At 75.3% G+C, this 19,068-nt stretch carries 19 protein-coding genes; 9 read left to right on the top strand and 10 right to left on the bottom strand.

Features of this window, described 5'->3' with window-relative positions; genetic code table 11:
• The first annotated feature begins 168 nt into the window (after positions 1-168).
• Entirely contained in the window at positions 169-1,116 is a 948-nt protein-coding gene (locus ACFY3U_RS12510) for a serine/threonine-protein kinase (RefSeq protein WP_387199400.1), read from the top strand.
• Between the two features lie 57 nt (positions 1,117-1,173).
• Positions 1,174-1,599, top strand: coding sequence for an OsmC family protein (locus ACFY3U_RS12505; RefSeq protein WP_387199397.1), 426 nt, complete (start codon positions 1,174-1,176; stop codon positions 1,597-1,599).
• 36 nt (positions 1,600-1,635) lie between these two features.
• Here the strand turns inward: ACFY3U_RS12505 and ACFY3U_RS12500 are convergent, their stop codons facing one another.
• Positions 1,636-2,586, bottom strand: coding sequence for an endonuclease/exonuclease/phosphatase family protein (locus ACFY3U_RS12500; protein WP_387199395.1), 951 nt, complete (start codon positions 2,584-2,586; stop codon positions 1,636-1,638).
• 330 nt (positions 2,587-2,916) lie between these two features.
• Here ACFY3U_RS12500 and ACFY3U_RS12495 point away from each other — a divergent pair, with 330 nt between their 5' ends.
• Positions 2,917-3,774 (top strand): hypothetical protein, encoded by an 858-nt coding sequence (locus ACFY3U_RS12495; RefSeq protein ID WP_387199392.1) that lies wholly within the window; start codon positions 2,917-2,919, stop codon positions 3,772-3,774.
• A 7-nt stretch (positions 3,775-3,781) separates the two neighbouring features.
• Here the strand turns inward: ACFY3U_RS12495 and ACFY3U_RS12490 are convergent, their stop codons facing one another.
• The 5 genes from ACFY3U_RS12490 to ACFY3U_RS12470 form a co-directional block, all read right to left on the bottom strand.
• A complete protein-coding gene (locus ACFY3U_RS12490; protein WP_387199389.1) occupies positions 3,782-4,324 on the bottom strand; it encodes an ATPase in 543 nt (180 codons plus the stop codon).
• Between the two features lie 120 nt (positions 4,325-4,444).
• Positions 4,445-4,891 (bottom strand): response regulator, encoded by a 447-nt coding sequence (locus ACFY3U_RS12485; protein ID WP_387199386.1) that lies wholly within the window; start codon positions 4,889-4,891, stop codon positions 4,445-4,447.
• A 67-nt stretch (positions 4,892-4,958) separates the two neighbouring features.
• The gene (locus ACFY3U_RS12480; RefSeq protein ID WP_387199383.1) at positions 4,959-5,306 is read right to left on the bottom strand and encodes an STAS domain-containing protein; all 348 of its coding nucleotides are present in this window, start codon (positions 5,304-5,306) and stop codon (positions 4,959-4,961) included.
• An 85-nt stretch (positions 5,307-5,391) separates the two neighbouring features.
• A complete protein-coding gene (locus tag ACFY3U_RS12475; RefSeq protein ID WP_387199380.1) occupies positions 5,392-6,441 on the bottom strand; it encodes a B12-binding domain-containing protein in 1,050 nt (349 codons plus the stop codon).
• The gene (locus ACFY3U_RS12470) at positions 6,438-8,207 is read right to left on the bottom strand and encodes a PP2C family protein-serine/threonine phosphatase (RefSeq protein ID WP_387199377.1); all 1,770 of its coding nucleotides are present in this window, start codon (positions 8,205-8,207) and stop codon (positions 6,438-6,440) included. The genes ACFY3U_RS12475 and ACFY3U_RS12470 overlap by 4 nt, the downstream gene beginning before the upstream one ends.
• Before the next feature lie 241 nt (positions 8,208-8,448).
• Here ACFY3U_RS12470 and ACFY3U_RS12465 point away from each other — a divergent pair, with 241 nt between their 5' ends.
• Both ACFY3U_RS12465 and ACFY3U_RS12460 read left to right on the top strand, forming a co-directional pair.
• Complete coding sequence (locus ACFY3U_RS12465) at positions 8,449-8,850, top strand: STAS domain-containing protein (protein WP_387199374.1); 402 nt, start codon at positions 8,449-8,451, stop codon at positions 8,848-8,850.
• A gap of 64 nt (positions 8,851-8,914) precedes the next feature.
• Complete coding sequence (locus tag ACFY3U_RS12460; protein ID WP_387199371.1) at positions 8,915-9,268, top strand: STAS domain-containing protein; 354 nt, start codon at positions 8,915-8,917, stop codon at positions 9,266-9,268.
• Between the two features lie 81 nt (positions 9,269-9,349).
• Here ACFY3U_RS12460 and ACFY3U_RS12455 read toward each other — a convergent pair whose 3' ends face one another.
• On the bottom strand, positions 9,350-9,661 hold the full coding sequence (locus ACFY3U_RS12455) for a hypothetical protein (RefSeq protein ID WP_387199368.1): 312 nt from the start codon (positions 9,659-9,661) through the stop codon (positions 9,350-9,352).
• Positions 9,662-9,845: 184 nt separating this feature from the next.
• Between ACFY3U_RS12455 and ACFY3U_RS12450 the strand changes: the two genes are divergently transcribed.
• The 3 genes from ACFY3U_RS12450 (at position 9,846) to ACFY3U_RS12440 (ending at position 12,949) form a co-directional block, all read left to right on the top strand.
• Complete coding sequence (locus tag ACFY3U_RS12450) at positions 9,846-10,823, top strand: DUF2267 domain-containing protein (protein WP_387199366.1); 978 nt, start codon at positions 9,846-9,848, stop codon at positions 10,821-10,823.
• Positions 10,824-10,978: 155 nt separating this feature from the next.
• Positions 10,979-11,773, top strand: a complete 795-nt coding sequence (locus tag ACFY3U_RS12445) for a spermidine synthase (RefSeq protein WP_387199364.1) — start codon at positions 10,979-10,981, stop codon at positions 11,771-11,773.
• Positions 11,774-11,830: 57 nt separating this feature from the next.
• Positions 11,831-12,949 (top strand): AI-2E family transporter, encoded by a 1,119-nt coding sequence (locus ACFY3U_RS12440; protein WP_387199361.1) that lies wholly within the window; start codon positions 11,831-11,833, stop codon positions 12,947-12,949.
• Between the two features lie 108 nt (positions 12,950-13,057).
• Here ACFY3U_RS12440 and ACFY3U_RS12435 read toward each other — a convergent pair whose 3' ends face one another.
• Positions 13,058-14,353, bottom strand: coding sequence for an NAD(P)/FAD-dependent oxidoreductase (locus tag ACFY3U_RS12435; protein WP_387199358.1), 1,296 nt, complete (start codon positions 14,351-14,353; stop codon positions 13,058-13,060).
• Positions 14,354-14,484: 131 nt separating this feature from the next.
• Between ACFY3U_RS12435 and ACFY3U_RS12430 the strand changes: the two genes are divergently transcribed.
• On the top strand, positions 14,485-15,933 hold the full coding sequence (locus ACFY3U_RS12430; protein ID WP_387199355.1) for a M20/M25/M40 family metallo-hydrolase: 1,449 nt from the start codon (positions 14,485-14,487) through the stop codon (positions 15,931-15,933).
• Positions 15,934-15,973: 40 nt separating this feature from the next.
• Here the strand turns inward: ACFY3U_RS12430 and ACFY3U_RS12425 are convergent, their stop codons facing one another.
• Both ACFY3U_RS12425 and ACFY3U_RS12420 read right to left on the bottom strand, forming a co-directional pair.
• Positions 15,974-16,495 carry a GNAT family N-acetyltransferase gene (locus ACFY3U_RS12425; RefSeq protein WP_387199352.1) on the bottom strand — a complete coding sequence of 174 codons (522 nt, stop codon included), beginning with the start codon at positions 16,493-16,495 and terminating at the stop codon, positions 15,974-15,976.
• Between the two features lie 87 nt (positions 16,496-16,582).
• Entirely contained in the window at positions 16,583-19,057 is a 2,475-nt protein-coding gene (locus ACFY3U_RS12420; protein ID WP_387199350.1) for a GH32 C-terminal domain-containing protein, read from the bottom strand.
• Positions 19,058-19,068 lie beyond the last annotated feature (11 nt).

The raw sequence follows: 19,068 nt of genomic DNA, 5'->3' as shown, positions 1-19,068 counted from the left end.
CCGGCGGGGCCGCCGGGGGGGGGGGGCGCGCCCCCCCCCCCCCGCCCCCCCCCGGGGGGGGGGGGCCCCCCCCCCCCGACGGTTTGCCCTGCTCGCGGCCCGGGTACCGGATCCGGAGCGACGGCGACGGACCGGACGCGCGGGGCGACAGGGGCGGGAGCGGACACTATGCGGACGCTGGCCGGGCGGTACCAGCTCGAGCAGCGGATCGCCCTGGGTGGAATGTCGGAGGTGTGGCGGGCGCACGACGTGGTGCTGGACCGGCCGGTCGCGGTGAAGCTCATCTCCCCCGGTCACCCGTGCGAGGGCGCCTCGGTGGAGCGGATCCGCGGCGAGGCCCGGTCGGCCGCCCGGCTGGTGCATCCCAACGTCGCCAGTGTGCACGACTTCGGCGTGTCGCCCACCCTGCCCGGTCGCGAGGCGCCGTACATCGTGATGGAGCTGGCCGAGGGCGAGACCCTCGCCGCGCACCTACGGGCCGGCCCGCTGGACTGGCAGATCGCGGTGCGGGTGTGCGCCGAGGTGGCCGCCGCGCTGGCCGCCGCGCACGCGCACGGGATCGTGCACCGCGACATCAAGCCCGCCAACGTCATGCTCACCCCGTCGGGCGTGAAGGTGCTCGACTTCGGCATCGCCACCCCCAGCGGGGCGCCCGACGGCAGTCCGGAGGGGACGGTGCTGGGCACCCCCGCCTACCTCGCGCCGGAGCAGTTCGACCGGCAGCCCGCCACCCCCGCCGCCGACATGTACGCCCTCGGGGTGCTGCTCTACTACTGCCTCACCGGGCGGTTGCCGTACCCGAGCGGCACCACCGCCACCCAGCTGATCGGCGCCCGGCACCGGGTCACCCCCGACCCGCTGCCGCCGGTGGACGGGCTGCCGGCCGAGGTGGCCGACCTGTGCCGCAGCTGCCTCGCCGACGATCCCGCGGAACGGCCGACCAGCCTGATGGCGGCGCTGGTGCTGGCCGAGGCGGTCGACGCCCGGGTGTACGTGCCGATGCTCGCCTCGGTGCCCCGCCCGCGGCCGGCCCCGATCTCCCCGTGGACCGAGCGCGCGGCCGCCGAGGCGACCGAGGCCGTGGCGCTGGACGAGCACACCCGCACCGGCGCCTGAGCCGCGTTTCACCCGGTCGAGGTCGGGAATCCGGCGCAGGAGCGAGGGGGGAACGCGATGCCGGATCCGAGTTCCTGGCTGCACGAGGCCTCGGCCACCGCGGCCGGTGGCCACGTCCGAACCGACGACGGCGGCCTGTCCACGGCCCTGGCGTCACCGCTGGCGCCGCACTGCACCGGACTGACTCCGGAGCAGTTGCTGGCCGCCGCGTTCGCGTCCTGCCTGCACCACGCCGCGGTGGAGGCGGCGGGTGAGATCACCGACGAGGCGCACACCGTCCAGGTCACCGCCGAGGCGAGGCTTGGCCGCGACGACGACGGCCGGTACCGGGCCGACGTGCACGCCTCCATCTCGTCCGCCGGGCTCAGCCGCGACCAGCTCGCCGACCTGGTCGCGCACGCCGACCGACTGTGGCCGTTCTCCAGCGGCGACAACAGCCGGCACCGGCTGACCGTCACCTCGGCGGAGAACGGCCGGCACTGACCGGCGCGCCGGCCGGTCACCGCCGGAAGCCGGCGGTCACCGCCGGAAGCCGGCGGTGACCGCCCGGTGGTCGCTGTCCGGGGTGTGCAGCACACCCGCGGACGTCGGGGTGAGCCCGCGGTAGAGCACGTGGTCGGGCCGGGTCACCGGCAGTCGCGCCGGCCAGGTGAAGCCGAAGCCCTGCCCCGCCTCGGCCTGCGCGTCGCGCAGCAGCCGGGCCAGCGGGGCGAAGACCCGGTCGGTGCTGGCGGTGTTCAGATCGCCCAGCACCACCAGCCGGGGCGCCGGGTCGGCCCGGATGGTGGCGGCCAGTGAGCGCACCGTCTCGTCCCGGCTGGCCGTGTGCCCGGCGCGGGCGGAGCCGAGATGCACCACGTAGACGACCAGGTCCCCGCCGGGCGCCGCGACGACCGCGCGCAGCGCCCTGGTCCAGCCCAGGCCGGTGTCCACCCCGGCGGTGTTCCGGATCGGGTACCGGCTCCACAGCGCGACGGTGGAGACCGCCGCCCGGTGCGGGTACCGGTCCTTCAGGTCGGCGGGGAGGGCGTCGCCGTCGTCCACCTCCTGCAGCCCGATCAGGTCGGCGCCCGCCGTGACGATCGGGGCGATCGTCGCACCGGGGTGCGGGTTTCCGGAGCGCAGGTTCTGGCTGGCCACCCGGATGCCGGCCGGCCCGGCGCCGGCCGCCGGCGGCAGCCAGGCGCCGCCGTAGGCGGCCAGCCAGACCACGGTGGGCAGCAGCACCGCGACGACCGCGCGGCGGGAGCGGCGCAGCAGCGCGGCGAGCACCAGCGGCGGTACGCCGAGGCCGAGCAGCGGCGCGACGCTGTCGAGCAGGCTGCCCACGCCGCGGACGTTGGGGACCGCCCGGTGCCCGGCGAGCAGCGCGGCGAGCAGGAGAGCGAGCAGCACGACGACGAGTCCACGCCGGCCGGCGGGCCGGCCGGCGCTGCCGCGGACGGAGCTGTCGATCATGCTCTCGGTCACCGTCCGCATCGTACCGACCGGCCTGCCGCGCCGCGGGGCGATCGGGCGAGACGACCGCGGGGCCGCCACCCCGCCGTCGGGCCGAGGGCCGCTCGCCGGTACGGACACCCCGCGGTCCCCCGAACGTGGGAGGGACCGATCCGGTGCCCAGCTCGGTGCCTCGCGCCGGATAACGGCCGGCGATACCGATAAAGCAGGCAAAAGCGGTTTATCGTATCAGCGGTGTTTGTGGTTTACCGAGGGTAATGACCGGTCGGATCGGCGCAGATTGTGGCGCATGCCACCAATGACCCCGATGGCACGGGCCGGGATCCTCTCTAGCCTCGTCGGGTGCATTCCGACGACACCTCCGACCAGCAGCCCGCCCCGCACCGCCCCGCGACCCGTACGGTGGACCCCGGATCGGCCGAACGGCGGACCGGACGGCACCGCGCCCCGGAGCCGCCGCGGCGGGGCGGTCGCTCCCTGCTCGCCTCGGCGCCCGCGAGGGTGGTCCTGGCCGGCGGAGTCACCTGCTGCCTCGGCTTCGTCGGGTACGTCGGGGCGCACGACGCCGGCCCCCGCCCGGAACCTGTGCAGGAGCTGCTCGCCGACCGCGCCGGACAGCAGGAACGCGCCTCCCGCTCGCTGGACCGGGGCGCCTCCCCCATCGCCGCGCCGGGCACGCCGAGCCCCACCGCTACGGCCACCCCGACGCCGCCGGCCGCCCGCACGCCGACCACCCGCCCGACGGCTAAGCCGAAGCCGAAGCGGCCGCGCCCGGTCGCCGGGCTCACCCAGGCGCAGATGGACAACGCCCGGACGATCGTCGAGGCCGGGGTGGCCCTGCGGATGCCGCGCCGCGCCCTGATCGTCGCGGTGGCCTGCGCGATGCAGGAGAGCGACCTCTACAACCTCGCCAGCGACGTGCTGCCCGAGTCGTACGACCTGCCGCACCAGGGCAGCGGCTCCGACCACGACTCGGTGGGGCTGTTCCAGCAGCGGCCGAGCAGCGGCTGGGGCACGGTGGCCCAGCTGATGCAGCCGGCGTTCGCCGCCCGGGCCTTCTACCTGGCGCTGGCCGAGGTCGACGGCTGGCAGGAGCTCAGCGTCACCGACGCCGCCCAGGCCGTGCAGATCTCCGCCTTCCCCGACGCGTACGCGCCGCACGAGCAGCGGGCCACCACGGTGGTCAACGCGCTGACCTGACCGTCGCTCAGGCCACCCGGGTGCCCGGGCCGGGCCGTTCGGTCGTCTCGTCGGCGCCGGAGCCGATCCGGGTGGCCGGCACCGGGCCGGCGGCCGCCGCCGTCGGGGTGTCGACCGGTACGGCCTCCACCGGCACTCCGGTCAGGATCTCGTCCGCCCGGGCCTGCCGCCGTCGCCGCTCGTGCAGCGCCGCCTCGAAGTCGCGGCGGGCCCGCACCGCCTCCGCGTACACCCGCTCGCGGACCTGCCGGGCCTCCTCGCGCGCGGCCTCCAGCTCGCCGCGGGCCCGGGCCAGCAGGTCGGCGGCCTCGTGTTCGATCGCCGACGCCTGCCGCCGGGCCGCCACCACGTCGGCGTCGGTCGCGGCGCCACGCCGGTCGACCAGGCCGCACAGCAGCGTGGCCTCCTGGCGGATCTGGTCCCACTCGCGGCCGGCGCCCGCGGCCACCTGCGCCCGCACGGCGAGCCGGGTCAACCGGACGCCGAGCTCGTCCAGGCACGAGTCGACCTGTCGCTGGTCGTAGCCGGTCGCAACGACGGAGAACCTCATACTGTCGCCCCCCAGGCAGCTGGTACGTCTTTCCCCAGCTCGATCCTCGCGGCTGCCGGTCGCCGCCGAAGGGGTTCGGGAAAAATGTTCAGCAACTGCGCGGCGGGCGGCCGCGCCGGCTCAGGAGCGCTTGGGCAGCACCACCACGCGCCCAAAGAACTCGTCGATCCGGCGCACCACGTCGTTGAAGTCGTCCAGGTCGATCGGCTTGGTGACGTACGCGTTGGCCTGCAACGTGTAGCTGCCGACGATGTCGGTGTCCGCGTTGGAGGTGGTGAGCACCACGATCGGAATGGTCCGCAGGTCCTCGTCCTGCTTGACCTCGCCGAGCACCTGACGCCCGTCCATCCGGGGCATGTTCAGGTCGAGCAGGATCACGTCCGGGCGCCGGGCCTCGGTGTGCCGGCCCTCGCGACGGAGGAACTCCATCGCCTCCTGGCCGTCGCTGACCACGTCGATGACCTTGTCGATCTCGGAGTCCTCCAGGGCCTCCTCGATCATCAGGACGTCGCCCGGGTCGTCGTCCACCACCAGGATGCGGACGGGGTTCGAGGTGCCTGAGCCCATGGGATACGCCTGTCTGTGATCTGCGATGGGAACCGCCTGGTACCCACTGGCGGGGAAATCTAGTCGATCAGCCGGAAACGGGCCGCGCCGGGTCGGTCGCCGCCGCGGGGTGCCCGAGCACGTCGGCGACGCCGGTGAGCCGCAGCACCCGGTCGACCCGGCCGACCGCACCGGTGAGCCGCAGCCACCCGCCGTCGACGGCCGCCCGGTTGTCCCCCCGGACGAACGCCGCGATGCCGGTGGAGTCGCAGAAGGTGACCCCGGCGAGGTCCAGCAGCAGCCGTCGCTCGCCGGCCGACTGGAGCCGGTCCAGCTCGGCGGTGAGCTCGCCGGCCACGCTCAGGTCGAGCTCACCGGCCAGGCGCAGCCGAAGGACGTCACCATCGCGGCCGGCGGGCGTGACGGTGAAGGCCAACGTCGTCCCCCTCGCTCGCACCGCAGGGCCGACCCTTGCAGTGGAGCAAGTATACGCAGCGCCCGCCGAGGCCGGAACGCCCCGCTCAGCGCCGGCCCGCGCCGTCCCGCGCCGGCACCGCCACCTGCGCCTGAGCGAGAAACCCCGCCGCCCGGGGGAAGTCACGCAGCAGCCGGTGGTAGTGCTCGAGGGTCAGGCCGACCGCCGCGCCGGGCACGCCCCGACTGGTCAGGATGGCCACCAGCCAGTCCACGAAGTCGGTGAAGAGCGAGGCGTCGTCGACGTAGAGCGCCGCGGCCAGGAAGTCCACGATGTAGCCCAGGTCGCTGACCGTGGAGTCCAACTGGGCCGGGGTGTAGTCGCGCACCGACGGCACCCGCTCGCGCAGGTCGGCCAGCGCCGAGTCGATCAGCTCACCGCGCCGCTTCACCAGGCTGGCGTACTCGTCGTCGGCCAGGTGCGACAGCTGCGCGGGGTGCGCCCGGCGCAGCGCCCGCTCGTCCGCGATCAGGTCCGCGGCGCTCGGCGCGTCCGGCGCCCAGGCCACCCCCAGCGCCCGGGCCCACCGGCCGTCGTCGCCGAAACCGCGCCCACCGACCACCACGGGCACGTCGGACCGGCGGCACGCCTCGATCATTCGGTGCGCGTACGGCAGCCGCATCGGCAGCGCACAGGCCAGGGCCACCGCGTGCGCGTCGTGCCGGTGCAGGTACGACACCAGGTGCGCGGCCGGCACGCTGGCGCCGAGGAAGGTCACCTGCCAGCCGCGCAGCCGCAGCACCTCCGCCACCAGTCGGGGCGGCAGCGCGTGCCACTCGCCGTCCATGCAGGCCACCACGATGCGGCCGCGGGTGGGCCGGGGGTTGGCGTGCCCGGCGATCGCCGCGACCACCCGCTCGCTGATGTGGGTGGCCGCGTGCTCCTGCGCGACGCTCCACTCGTTGCGCGCCCAGCGCTCCCCCACCTCCGCCTGGGCGGGCGCCACCAGGTCCAGCAGCACCCGCTCGGCCGGCACGCCGGCCTCGAGCAGCCCCACGGCAACGTCGATGGCGGCGTACTCGTCGGCCTCCGCCAGCGACGCGATGAATTCCGGGTACGCCTGCGCGGGGTCGGCATGGGTGGTCGGGGCGGTCACGATCGGATTGTCCTCTCCTCGCCGGGCCGCCCCTGCGTGGGCACGGCGTGCAGGTGCCGGGGCGGCCGGCCACCCGGTCCGGTGGCCCGCAGGGCGAGCACCGCGATGTCGTCGTGGTCGCCCTGCGCCAGCCAGTCACAGGTGACCTGCTCGATCCGCTCGGCCAGGGCGGGGGCCGGCACCCGGTGACAGTCGGTGAGCGCGTTGACCAGGCGGTCCTGGCCGAACTGCTCGTCGGCGCGGCGGCCACCGCGCGCCTCGGTCACCCCGTCGCTGTAGAGCACGCAGGTCTCGCCCGGCTCGAGGCGCACCGTCACCTCGCCGATCCGGGGGTCGGGGACCACGCCGATCAGCATGCCGGTCAACGGGACCGTCTCCACCGCGCCGGTGGCCCGCACCACCAGCGGGGGAAGGTGCCCGCCGCCGGCCATGGTCAGGGTGAGGCCACCGTCGCGTCGCGGTCGCACCACGCCGAGCACCATGGTCGCGAAGCGCCCCTGGCCGTTGGCCATGGTGGTCTCCAGCAGCGCGTCGTTGAGCAGCCGCAGCAGCCGCCCGGGCCGGGACTCCACCCGGTGCAGGGCCTGCAGGCACTGGCGCAGCTGCCCGGTGAACACGGCCGCCTCCACGCCCTTGCCGGAGACGTCGCCGAGGAAGAACACCGAGCCGCCGTCGGGCAGTGGGTGGGAGCCGTAGAAGTCGCCACCGATCCGCAGGCTGGCCTGCGCCGGCCGGTACGCCGTGCCCCACTGCACACCGGTCAACCCGGCCGGCTCGACCGGCACCAGGCTCGCCTGCAGCGTGTCGGCCACCTCGGCCTGATCCCGGTAGAGCACCGCGGTGGTGAGGGCGGCGCCCGCCCGGGCGGCGAAGGCGCGGACCAGGTCGACGTCGTGCTCGTCGTACCAGCGGGTGGCCCGGCGGGCGACCAGCAGCACCCCGGCCGGGGCGTCGGGGCCGGGCAGCGGCACCACCCGGGCGGTCACCTCACGAGCGGTCAGCCCGGGCAGCCAGCCGGCCTCGACCGCCTGCTCGACCAGCCAGTCGACGGTGTGCGGCTCGATCCCGGTGAGCCCCTCGGCGATCGCCGCGGGCAGGTCGGTGGCGGGCAGCACGCCGCTGTCCACGGCGGGCGCCTCGTCGTCCGCCCGGGTGGCCCGCCACCAACGGGCCCGCCCGGCGCGCGGCGCGAGCACCAGCACCGAGACGTCGGCCACGGTCGGTACGGCGAGCCGGACCACCGCCGCGGCGGCCCGGTCGGGGTGCAGCGGGTTGCCGAGCTTCTCGCCGACCGCGGCGAGGAACGCGGAGCGGGCCCGCTCGGCGAGCAGCGCGTCGGCCCGGCTGACGCTGTCGGTGACGTCCTCGACGTAGCGGCAGACCCGGGAGCCGGAGAGCGGGACCCGGCGGACCCGCAGCCGGCGGCCCCGGTGACCGAACGCCGCGGTGCCGTCCGGTCGGGTCAGCTCGGGGAGGCCGGCGTCGGCCAGCGGGCGGCCCACCGTCAGCTCGGGCAGCAGCCGCTCGGCGACCGGGCTCAGGTGGTGGACCACGCCGTCGGCGCCGCAGATGACCAGGCCCTCGCGGAAGTGCTCGACGACCTCGGACCAGTCCGGCTCGGGATGCCCCCGGTCGGGGGCGAGCGGTGGCAGCACGGCGGGTCGCCGGGCACCGGCGTCGGCGGACCAGGCCGGAACCCGTGCGGCACTCGACGTGGAGATCCGTCCGTCGCCCGGGTCCGAACCCCTGACGTCGGCAGCAGTCACCAGCTTGAGCCCCACTCCTCGTGTCGATGCCGTCCGCGCGCCACCGTCAGGGTCGGCACCCTCGCTCCGGCGGAAACGGCGCGTGTGTTCCAATCTCTTCGCCCCAGCCTACGCCGGTATGCCGGAACCGCCACCCCGCCGCTGCCGGCCCGGATCGCGCTCCGGGCGCACCAGGGCGGGTGTTGCTACGATCCGGGCAGGAACCTGCCCGACCGGCAGCCGTGCGGAAAGGCGTGATCTGGTGCCCCCTGGGAGGAAGCCCGAGGCGACCCCGCTGACCATCGCCGTCGACCTCGCGGACCGGGAGGCTCCGGTCATCCGCGTCGGAGGGGACCTCGCGTTCACCACCTCCGCCCCGCTGCGCACCGAGGTCGACCAGGTGCTCGCGACGCGTCCCCCGGTCCTCGTGCTCGACTTCGCCGACCTGCTCTTCCTCGACAGCACCGGCCTGTCGGTGATCGTCCACGCCTGGCGGGAGGGGCAGCAGTGCGGCACGGTAGTGCGGCTGCGCTCCACGCCGCGGTTCCTGGACACGATCCTCGACATGACCGGCGTCACCGGCCTGCTCGCCCGCCCGCTGCCCCAGCCGCGAGCCGGGCGACCGCCGGCCGGGTCGGCCGGTCGCCCGGTCGCCTCCGCCTGACTCCATCCGAGGACGATCCGGCCCCGGACGTTTTCCGCCGCACCCGGGCTGGGAACATGTACGCATGCGTTCCCCGCTGCTGTCCATCGAGGTGACCCGGCTCGACGCCGGGCTCGCCCGACTGACGCTGAGCGGTGACCTCGACTTCGACACCGCTCCCGAGCTGATCGCCGCGGCCGCGCAGGCGCGCGCGGACGGCCACCACGACCTGCTGATCGACCTCGCCGCCGTCGGCCTCTGCGACTCCTCCGGGCTGAGCGCCTTCGTGGTGATCAGCCAGTCCGGCGCCGGGCGGGTGCGGTTGGCCGGGGTCAACCCGCACCTGCAGCAGCTGCTGGACCGCACCGGCCTGGCCGAGCTGCTCGCCGTCGAGCAGGGCCCGGCCGCCGGCGCCGAGGGCGTCCGCCAGGCGGGCTGACCGACGGCCGGTTCCCCGGCGGCCACCCCGGACGGGGTGGCCCCCGACCCTGGGACCAGGGGTCGGGGGCCGGAGGAAGGTCTAGGCGGTGACCGGCTGCAGGCGCGGGCCGCCCGCGCGCAGGTCGGTCGGGGACGGGGGTTCCGCGTCCTCGGGCGGGCCGGAATCCGGCGTCTGGAACAGGTACCGGACGAACTCCACCCCCGCGGCGTTGTCGTCGGATCCGGGCCACTGCCCGGTGCAGTCCATGCCGAGCACCTCGTGCTGTGAGCCGTCCGACTCCTCGACCAGCGCCCACAGGCTCACCGGGTAGCAGCGCGTCGCGTCCGGTGACACCTGCCACCGGGCGTACCAACCGGGGCGGGCGGGAACGATCTCGACGATCCGCTTCATGGCGACCTTCCTTCCGCGTGCGTCGGAAGAACTCCGGTCCATCCCGATCGTGCGGCCGGCCCGGGTGAGCCACCCTCACCCCCCGGGTGTGAGCTCTCCGCCCCGGTCCACGCCGTTAGCTTCCGGGTGGCGGCGGGAACGCGACGGGCGAGCACGGAACCCACGGTTTGGAGTGAGGTGGAGCATGCGCAAGCAGATGGAGGGCGACAACCAGCGCCGCCGCGCGTTGGCCCGGCAGGCCCGGGAGCAGGGCCGGCAGCCGAGCGCGGCCGGCACCACGCTGAGCGCCGGCAAGCAGCTGACCAGCCTGGACCGGGGACGACGGTCCGGCCCCCCGGCGGCCGGCCGGCACAAGCCGGACAGCACCCGGGGCGGCCCGGCCCCACCGACGCCGGCCACGCCGACCGCCGTCCGCCCGATGCCCGACGCGGACCGGGCCGCGCGCGCGGCCCGGCCGATGGCGTACCGGGAGTTGGTCGACGAGGTGGGTCGGCGCGCCGGTGTCGACTTCGGCCGCGCGAAGGTGGCCGCCGAGGCGACCGTGCTGACCCTGGCCTGGGCGCTGGGCGATGCGGAGCGCGAGCGGTTGCTCGAGGCGGTGCCGGTGAAGCTGCACGACGTGCTGCCGGTGGACGGCGTCGAGCGGCACGACGACCTGCCCGGCTTCCTGGCCGAGGTGGGCCGGCGCAGCCGGTTGACCCCGGAGCAGGCCCGCTACCAGGTGGCCGCGACGCTGGCCGCGCTCGCCGCGCACGACGGCGAGCTGGTCGAGTCGCTGCACGTCCCGGATGGGCTGCGTGACCTGCTCGAACCGCCCGAGGTCGGTGGCGGCCTGGTGGGCTCGCGCGGCGCCACCGCGCCGCTGACCGAGGCGCAGCTGCGCGACGCCCTGGGCGACCTGCCGTACTGGTCGAGCGACCGGCGGTCGTTGGTGCGGACCATCGAGCTGCCGGCGGGCAACCTGGACCGGGTGCTCGACCGGGTGGACCAGCTCCGCGAGGAGACCGGCCGGGGGCCGCAGATCGGCCGACCGGATCCGGACAGCGCGGTGCTGACCGTCCGCAGCCGGCAGGCCGACGCGGTGACCGGCCCGGACGTGGACCTGGCGCACCGGGTGGACGCCGCGATCGACGAGGCGGGCGCCGGGATGGCCGCCGGCTGAGCACCGCCGGAAACCGACGGGCCGGTGGGGTATGCCCCCGCCGGCCCGCGGTCGCCCGGCCGCAGTGCGCCGCCGGGCACGGCCACGGTGGGCAGCGGCGGTGACGCACCCCGCCCGTCGACCCGCGCCCTTGCAAGCCGGTTAGCGTGCCGGGCATGGACAGCGCCGCCGACGACCGCCTGGAACTGGTCGCCGACCCGACCCGCCGCACCGGCCGGACCCTGCTCGCCGGCGGGGTCGCCCAGTCGTACGTCGACGTGGTCGACCCCCGCCACCTGCACTTCGAGTACGTCCGCCGGATGGCGGCCGTGGTCGACCTGGCCGCCCCGGCCGGCCGCCCGTGCCGGGTGCTGCACCTGGGTGGCGGCGCGTTGACGCTGCCCCGGTACGTCGCGGCCACCCGCCCTGGGTCGGACCAACACGTCGTCGAGCGGGACGCCGCGGTGATCGACCTGGTGGCCCGGGAGCTGCCGGCGGTGGCGCCGGAGATCCGGGTCCAGGTGGCGGACGCCCGCTCGGCGGTGGCCGACGCGCCGGACGCCGCGTACGACCTGGTCCTGTCGGACATCTACCGGGCGGCCCGGATGCCGGCGCACGTGGCCGGCCGGGAGTTCGCGGCCGAGGTGGCCCGGACGCTGCGCCCCGACGGGATCTACCTGGTCAACGTCACCGACCTGCCGCCGTTGGTCTTCACCCGGGTGCAGGCGGCCACCCTGCGGTCGGTTTTCGCGGACGTCTGCCTGGTGGCCGACCGCCGGATGCTGCGCGGGCGCCGGTACGGCAACGTGGTGCTCGCCGCCGCCCCCGCCGGCGACCGGCTGCCGGTGCGCCGGCTCGCCGCCCGGGTGGCCGCCGACCCGGTGCCCGGCGGTGTGCTGCACGGCGCGGCGCTGGACGGGTTCGTGGCCGGTGCGCGCCCCGCGACGGACGCCGACCTGGGCGCCGGCTGAGCGCGCTGCGGCGACCCGGTGGCGTTTCCGGCCGCCCGGGGCGGGTAGCCGCGCCGGATGAGCGCGGCGCGGGACCGGGCGACCGCCCGATCGGCACTGATCGTCATCGGTCTGGTGCTGGCCTCCGCGTTGGCCCTGGCGCTGCTCTGGGCCACCCGTCGGGTGCTGGTCTGGATCCTGGTCGCCGCGTTCCTCGCGGTCGCGTTGAAGCCCCTGGTCGACCGCCTGCAGCGGCGGCTGGTGCGGCGCCGGGCGCTGGCCACGCTGCTGGTCTTCGCGGCCGCGTTCGTGCTGCTCGCGGCGCTCGGCACGGTGATCCTGCTGCCGCTGCTGGACGAGCTGCGCCGGTTCGTCGAGCAGGCCCCCGACCTGCTGCGGGAGGCCCGGGCCGGGCGGGGCCGGATCGGCGGCCTGCTGGACCGTACCGGCCTGCTCGGCTACGTGCGGGAGCACTCCGACCAGGTCGGCCGGTACGGCGAGGACCTGCGCCGGCCCGCCGTCGGGGTGGTCCGCGGGGTGCTGCAGACGGTGGCCGCCGTGGTCACCGTGGTGGTGTTGGCGTTCCTGATGGTGCTGGAGGCGCCCCGGATCATCCGCACCACGCTCGACCTGGTCGGCGACGGTCCGGCCCGGCGGCTGCGGCGGGTCGGCCGGGAGGTGTCCCGGACGATCACCGGGTACCTCAGCGGAAACCTGCTGATCAGCGTGATCTGCGGCGGTCTGACCTTCCTGGTGCTGTTCCTCGCCGGGGTGCCGTTCGCGGCGGTGATCGCGCTGCTGGTCGCCCTGGCCGACCTGGTGCCGCTGGTCGGCGCGACGCTGGGGGCGGTGCTCGCGGGTGGCGCGGCGTTCCTGCACTCCCCCACGGCGGGCGTGGTGGTGCTGGTCTTCTTCGTCGTCTACCAGCAGGTGGAGAACCACCTGCTGCAACCGGTGATCATGTCCCGGGCGGTCCGGTTGAACCCGCTGACCGTGCTGGTCAGTGTGCTGCTCGCCGCCGAGCTGGCCGGGCTGCTCGGCGCGCTGCTGGCCATCCCGGCGGCCGGCGTGGCGCAGATCCTGCTGCGCGAGTTCAAGCCCACCGGCCGGCGCGCGCTGCCCGACCCCACCGAGCCCGCGCGGCCGGAGGCCGACCGCACCGAGCCCACGCGGCCGGGCGCCGAGCCGCCGCCGTAGCCGCGCAGGCCCCGGAGCGACCGAGCAGGCGACCGCGGCGACGACGAAGCCGGCCGGGCCGCCGTGACGGCGACCCGGCCCGGAGCCGGGCGGGACGGCTCAGCGCCGTTACCGGGCGGGGACCTCCGGGGAGGAGCTCTCCAGCGGCACCGCGTTGGCCGGGACCAGGCCAAGCTGCGCCGCCGGGCGGGGCAGCAGCGCGTCGAGCGCCCAGTCGGCGCCCACCCGGGTCCGGTTGCCCGGCATCGCCATCAGGTGGTACCCGCGGGTGACCGCCTTGGCCGGCAGCCCGGCGAGCGACACCTTCAACGGGTTGGCCGCCGCGTCCCGGCCGCCCAGGTCCACCACCCAGCCGAGGTCGTGGTGCTTGTACGGGCGCCGGTTGCCCTGCCCGTACGAGGCGGCGATGTTCTGCGCGGCGAGCTTGCCCTGCCGCTGCGCGTGCTGGGCGGTCATCGTGCAGATCTGCCCGGGGCGGGTCAGGTCCGGCACGGCGGCCGCGTCGCCGCAGGCGTACACCTCGGGGTAGCCGGGGACGTTGAGGTACTCGTCGACCACCAGCCGACCCTTCTCGGTGCGCAGCCCCAGGTCGGCGACGAACGGGTCGGGGCGTACCCCGACGCACCAGGCGAGGGTGCAGGTCGGGACGTACTCGCCGTCGGTGAGCTTCACCCCGTCGGCGGTGGCCTCGGCGACCGAGGTGCCCATCCGCACGTCCACGCCGCGCCGGCGCAGCACCCGGTCGGCGGTGTCGGACATCCGCTGGTCGAGCTCGGGCAGCACCCGGGGGGCGATGTCCAACAGCATCCAGCGCGGTCGCACGTCCAGCCGGGGCCGCTGCTTGACCAGCGCGTCGGTGAACAGCTGACCGTGCGCGGCGACCTCGGTGCCGGTGTAGCCCGCGCCGACCACCACGAAGGTGGCCCGGGCCTGGCGTTCCGCCCGATCCTCGGCCTGCTCGGCGAGCTCGATCTGGCGGATCACGTGGTCGTGCAGGTAGAGCGCCTCGGGCAGGCCCCGGAAGCCGTGCGCGTACTCGGTCACCCCCGGGATCGGCAGCAGCTTGTTGACGCTGCCGACGGAGAGCACCAACCGGTCGTACGCGAGCCGACCCCGGTCGCCCTCCGGCTGGGTGAAGCCGACCCAACGGTTCTGCAGGTCGACCTCGTCGGCCTCGCCCACCACGACCCGCACCCCCTTGAGGCTGCCGGTGAGCGGCACCGAGATCCGCCGCGGCTCGACCACCCCGGCGGCCACCTCGGGCAGCAGCGGCAGGTAGAGGAAGTAGTCGGTCGAGTTCAGCACGACGATCTCGGCCCGCTTGCCGGCCAGCCGGCTCAACGTCTTCGCCGCGTGGTAACCGGCGAAACCGGCTCCCACGATCACCACACGAGGTTTCGTCATGCCTGCTGCCGTTCCCGTCGACCCGGCCGGCAAACCCGACCGGCGGCCGGCAAACCCGGATCCGGGCCGGGCACCTGATCCACCACCGTTGATATGGACAACCGACGCGGGACGTGGTCAGGATGGCCGGTATGGGATCACACGAGACCACCGGCGAGGGGCCCACCAGGCCCAGCCGCCGCACCTTCCTGTCCGCCTCCGCCGCCACCGCGGCCGCCACGGTGGCCGTACCGTTGATCGCCGAGCCGGCCGCCGCGCACGACGCCGCCGGGCCGGTCGGGCCCGGCCGCCCGATCCACCCGCAGGCTCCGGACCGCGAGCTGCGGGCCCTGCTGCGCGAGGTCGACCCGCACCGGATCGAGGCGACCGTCCGCCGGCTGGCCGCCTTCGGCACCCGGCACACCCTCTCCAGCCAGGACGACCCGGCCCGGGGCATCGGCGCCGCCCGGGACTGGATCTTCGCGCAGCTGTCCGGGTACGCCGCCGCCTCCGGCGGCCGGATGACCGTGGAGCTGCAGTCGTACGTGCAGCAGCCGGCCTCCCGGATCCCGGTCGCCACCCGGATCACCAACGTGGTGGCCACCCTGCGCGGCACCTCCGCGCCCGAGCGGGTGTACGTGCTGTCCGGGCACTACGACTCGCGGGCCACCGACGTGCTGGACGCGGTCAGCGACGCCCCGGGCGCGGACGACGACGCCTCCGGGGTGGCCGTGGTGCTGGAGCTGGCCCGGGTGCTGGCCACCCGGCGCACCGAGGCCACCATCGTCTTCGCCGCGGTGGCCGGCGAGGAGCAGGGCCTGTACGGCTCGACCTACCTGGCCCAGCAGCTCAAGGCCGCCGGGGTCGACCTGCAGGGCATGTTCACCAACGACATCGTCGGCTCGTCCACCGCCGACGACGGCACCCGCGACCCGCGGTCGGTCCGGCTCTTCGCCGAGGGGGTGCCGACCGCCGAGACGCCGGCCGAGGCGGCCACCCGGCAGTCGGTGGGCGGCGAGAACGACTCGCCGTCGCGGCAGCTGGCCCGGTTCGTCCGGGACGTGGCCGACAACGGCGCCACCGGCATGCGGGTCCGGGTGATCTACCGGCGGGACCGCTACCTGCGCGGCGGTGACCACATCCCGTTCCTGCAGCAGGGCTGGCCGGCCGGCCGGTTCAGCGAGCCGAACGAGGACTTCGCCCACCAGCACCAGAACGTCCGGGTGGTCGACGGCGTGCAGTACGGCGACCTGCCCGAGTTCTGCGACTTCGGTTACATCACCCGGGTGGCGCTGGTCAACGGCGCGACGGTGTGGTCACTCGCGCAGGGGCCGGGCACCCCGAAGGGCGTGATCGTGGTGACCACCAACCTGACCAACGACACCACCCTGCGCTGGCAGCGCGGCACCGAGCCGGACCTGGCCGGTTACGAGGTGGTGTGGCGGGAGACCACGGCGGCGGAGTGGCAGAAGGTGATCGGCGTCGGCGACGTCACCGAGGCGACCGTCGACCTGTCCAAGGACAACGTCTTCTTCGGCGTCCGGGCGGTGGACCGGGCCGGGCACCGCAGCCCGGTCGCCTTCCCGAAGCCCGGTAGCTGACCACCGGCGGGCCGTGACCGGCGTCCCCTGCGGGCGCCGGTCAGGCCGGGGCGGTGATCGCCCACCGCTCGTGGTCCCGCCAGGCCCCGTCGATGAAGAGGTAGTCGGGCGAGAACCCCTCCAGGCGGAAGCCGAGCTTGCGGGCCACCCGCAGGGACGGCTCGTTGGCCGGCTGGATGTTCGCCTCGACCCGGTGCAGGCCGAGGGTGTCGAAGGCGTGCGCCAGCACCAGGCCGATGCCCCTCGACGCGTGCCCGGTGCCGGCGTACGGCAGGAATGCCGCGTAGCCCATGAACCCGCCGCGCAGCGCGCCCATCACGATGCCGCCGATGTTGACGAAGCCCGCGATGTCGCCGCTGGGCCGATCGCAGATCAGGAAGCTCTGCTGGTCGCGGCGGCGGCCCTTGGCCAGGTACGCCGCGAAGCGCTCCGGGGTGTCGGCGGCGGCCACCCACGGGTGGTGCAGTTCCCGGCTGCGCCGGGCGGCGGCGATGAACTCGGCCTCGTCGGCGGCCCGGGGACGGCGGATGCCGACCGGGCCGGCGCTGCGCAGGTATCTCACGGCCGCCCACTCTGACCGACCCCAGACCGGTTGTCCACCGCGGTTCGGGTGCCGGCCCGCCGCCGCGGGCGGGCCGGCACCCGGTGCTCAGCCCAGGTTGACGTCCTGGAACTCGGCGACCGAGTCGAAGACGTTCACCCCGATCCGGCCGCTGGTGTACGTGCCGTCGGTGACGTCGATGACCGGGGTCGTCCCGCCGGCGAAGTACACCTGGATGCGCGGCCCGGTGGCGACCACCCGCAGGTGGTACGTCCGGCCCGGCACCACGGGGGTCGGATAGCTGGCGATGTCCCGGCCCGGCCGCCACAGCTTGACCAGCCCGTCGGTGTCGACGTTGGCGGTGTAGTGGCCGGTGCCGTCGGCCGTGGCGCGGAAGGTCAGCCCGGCGGCCCGCCCGGCCAGCACCCGGACGTCGCCGTCGAGGGTCAGGTCGGCGGCGGTGCGGTCGGCGATCCGGAACCCGTTGTCCATCCGCCGCCCGCGCAGCCCGCCGGTCGGCACCGTCCACTCGCCCGCGACCGGGTTCCACCGTTGGCCCAGGTTGGTCCGGAAGCCGGCCGCGTCGCGCTGCGCGTTCTGCGCCATGGCCGCCCCGGCGAACACGTTGACGCCGAGCCGCCCACTGGCGTACGCCGTGTCGGTCGCGTCGATCACCGGAGTGGCGCCGTGGTCGAGGTACACCTTCAGGCTCGGGCCGCTGGCCACCAGCCGCAGGTGGTACGTCCGGCCCCGACTGATCGGGGTCGGGTACACCGCGATGTCCCGGCCCGGTCGCCAGAGCTTGACCAGCCCGGCGGCGTCGATGTTGGCGGTGTAGTGGGTGGCCCCGTCGGCGCTGGCCCGGACGGTGATACCGGCCGCCGCGGCGGTCTCCAGCCGCAGGTCCGCCTCGTACGTGACGTCCCCGGCGGTGCTGGTGCTGAGATAGAAGCCGTCGCCCGGGGCGTCGCCGCGCTTGCCGCCGGTGACGTCCGTCCAGGCGCCGCCGGCCGCCTGCCACGGCCCGGTCAGGTTGCCCTCCAGGGTGGACTCGCCCTGCCCCCAGGTGGAGCCGATCCGGTGCAGCTGCAGCGACACCACCCGCGCGCTCCCGCCCTCGGCGAACAGCCGGATGCCCTGGCTGCCCGGGGACGAATCGAACGCCACGTTGTCGGTGTACGACAGCCTCCCGTCGTTGCCGAAGATCTCCAGCTGTCCCCGATCGACCAGGACGCGCGCCTTCACCCGACCGCCGACCGGGGCGAGCGGGGCGCCGTACAGCGTCTGCGCCGCCCGGTCGTACGCCACCCGCCGGTCGTACGTGCCGTCGGCGCGGCGGTGCAGGTCGAAGCCGAACCGGGTGGCGGTGCTGGCCGCCACGTCGAACTCGGCGACCAGCTCGTAGGTGTCGGCGGTGACGCCGGCGAGCGGGTCGGTGGCCGGGTCGGCGGTGACCGTCCGGTCGGTCCAGCTCTGGCTGCCGGTGCGCAGGGTGGCCAGCTCCGCGACGGGGAACCGGGTGAGCCGCACGCCCTCGGGGTAGCTGCGCAGGCCCAGCTGCACCGGCACGGTGGCGTTACCGGTCCAGCTCGCGCCCAGGTTGCCGGGCTGCCAGGCCATCTGCACGACCCGCCCGTCGGGCAGGTTCTGGAAGGTCAGCCCGGCGTAGAAGGTGCCGAAGTAGCTGTTGGCGCCCTGGTCCATCCGCTGCGGGGTGGGCGCGTCGGCGGTGAAGGTGCTGCCGTCGAAGCCGCCCACCACGTACTCCCCGCTTGCGTCGGTGAGCACCCACTTGGTCGGGCCGGTGCCGTCCAGCGGCAGCGCGAACAGGTCCGGGCACTCCACCAGCCAGTCGGCGGCGTACCGGCTGCGCCAGGTCCAGTCCTTCAGGTTGGGCGAGGTGTAGATCAGCGCGGCGTTGCCGCCGTTGTCGGTCCACACCACCATCACCCAGCGGTTGGTGGGGGCGTGCCAGAAGACCTTCGGGTCGCGGCTGTTCGGCGGCAGGGCGAGCACCTGCCGGCCGCCGTCGTGGTTCTGGAACGTCCGACCGCCGTCGTTGCTGTAGGCGAGGCTGACCCCGTTGGTGCCGGTGAACACCACGATCGGGGCGTCCGTGCCGGTCCTGAAGCCGGCGGTGTTCGCGGTGTCCACCACTCCGCCGCCGGACCACAGGTCGCCCGGGTGCACGCCGGGTTCCAGCGCGACCGGCTTCTGCGTCCAGTGCACCAGGTCGGGCGAGGTGGCGTGCCCCCAGTGCATGGTGTCCCAGCCCAGCCCGTGCGGGTTGTGCTGGAAGAACAGGTGGTACTGCCCGTTGTGCCACAGCGGCGCGTTGACGTCGTTCATCCAGCCGGCGCGCGGGCTGAAGTGGAACTGCCCGCGCTGCGGCTCGGTGTAGCCGGTGGCCGGGTAGGGGAACTCCGGGTAGTCGCCGGGGGTGCCGGCCGCCGCCGGCGACCCCGGCAGCAGCGCCAGCACGGTCGCGACCAGCGCCAGCCACACCCCGTCCCGGGTACGCCGACCCACGGCGTGGCCGTCGCGCCGGCGGCTCACGGCACGGCCGTCGCGCCGCCGGGTCACCGCGTAACCGT

The organism is Micromonospora sp. NPDC000089 (assembly GCF_042899365.1).
In the GTDB taxonomy this organism is placed as follows: Bacteria; Actinomycetota; Actinomycetes; order Mycobacteriales; family Micromonosporaceae; genus Micromonospora.
The sequence above is the reverse complement of the archived record's forward strand: the minus strand, read 5'-3'. Positions and strand labels throughout refer to the sequence as shown.

Coding starts and splice junctions, on each gene's coding strand:
- ACFY3U_RS12455 (WP_387199368.1), bottom strand. CDS start 9,661: ATGAAGCGGATCGTCGAGATCGTTCCCGCCCGCCCCGGTTGGTACGCC.
- ACFY3U_RS12490 (WP_387199389.1), bottom strand. CDS start 4,324: ATGAGGTTCTCCGTCGTTGCGACCGGCTACGACCAGCGACAGGTCGAC.
- ACFY3U_RS12450 (WP_387199366.1), top strand. CDS start 9,846: ATGCGCAAGCAGATGGAGGGCGACAACCAGCGCCGCCGCGCGTTGGCC.
- ACFY3U_RS12430 (WP_387199355.1), top strand. CDS start 14,485: ATGGGATCACACGAGACCACCGGCGAGGGGCCCACCAGGCCCAGCCGC.
- ACFY3U_RS12505 (WP_387199397.1), top strand. CDS start 1,174: ATGCCGGATCCGAGTTCCTGGCTGCACGAGGCCTCGGCCACCGCGGCC.
- ACFY3U_RS12510 (WP_387199400.1), top strand. CDS start 169: ATGCGGACGCTGGCCGGGCGGTACCAGCTCGAGCAGCGGATCGCCCTG.
- ACFY3U_RS12445 (WP_387199364.1), top strand. CDS start 10,979: ATGGACAGCGCCGCCGACGACCGCCTGGAACTGGTCGCCGACCCGACC.
- ACFY3U_RS12485 (WP_387199386.1), bottom strand. CDS start 4,891: ATGGGCTCAGGCACCTCGAACCCCGTCCGCATCCTGGTGGTGGACGAC.
- ACFY3U_RS12435 (WP_387199358.1), bottom strand. CDS start 14,353: ATGACGAAACCTCGTGTGGTGATCGTGGGAGCCGGTTTCGCCGGTTAC.
- ACFY3U_RS12460 (WP_387199371.1), top strand. CDS start 8,915: ATGCGTTCCCCGCTGCTGTCCATCGAGGTGACCCGGCTCGACGCCGGG.
- ACFY3U_RS12440 (WP_387199361.1), top strand. CDS start 11,831: ATGAGCGCGGCGCGGGACCGGGCGACCGCCCGATCGGCACTGATCGTC.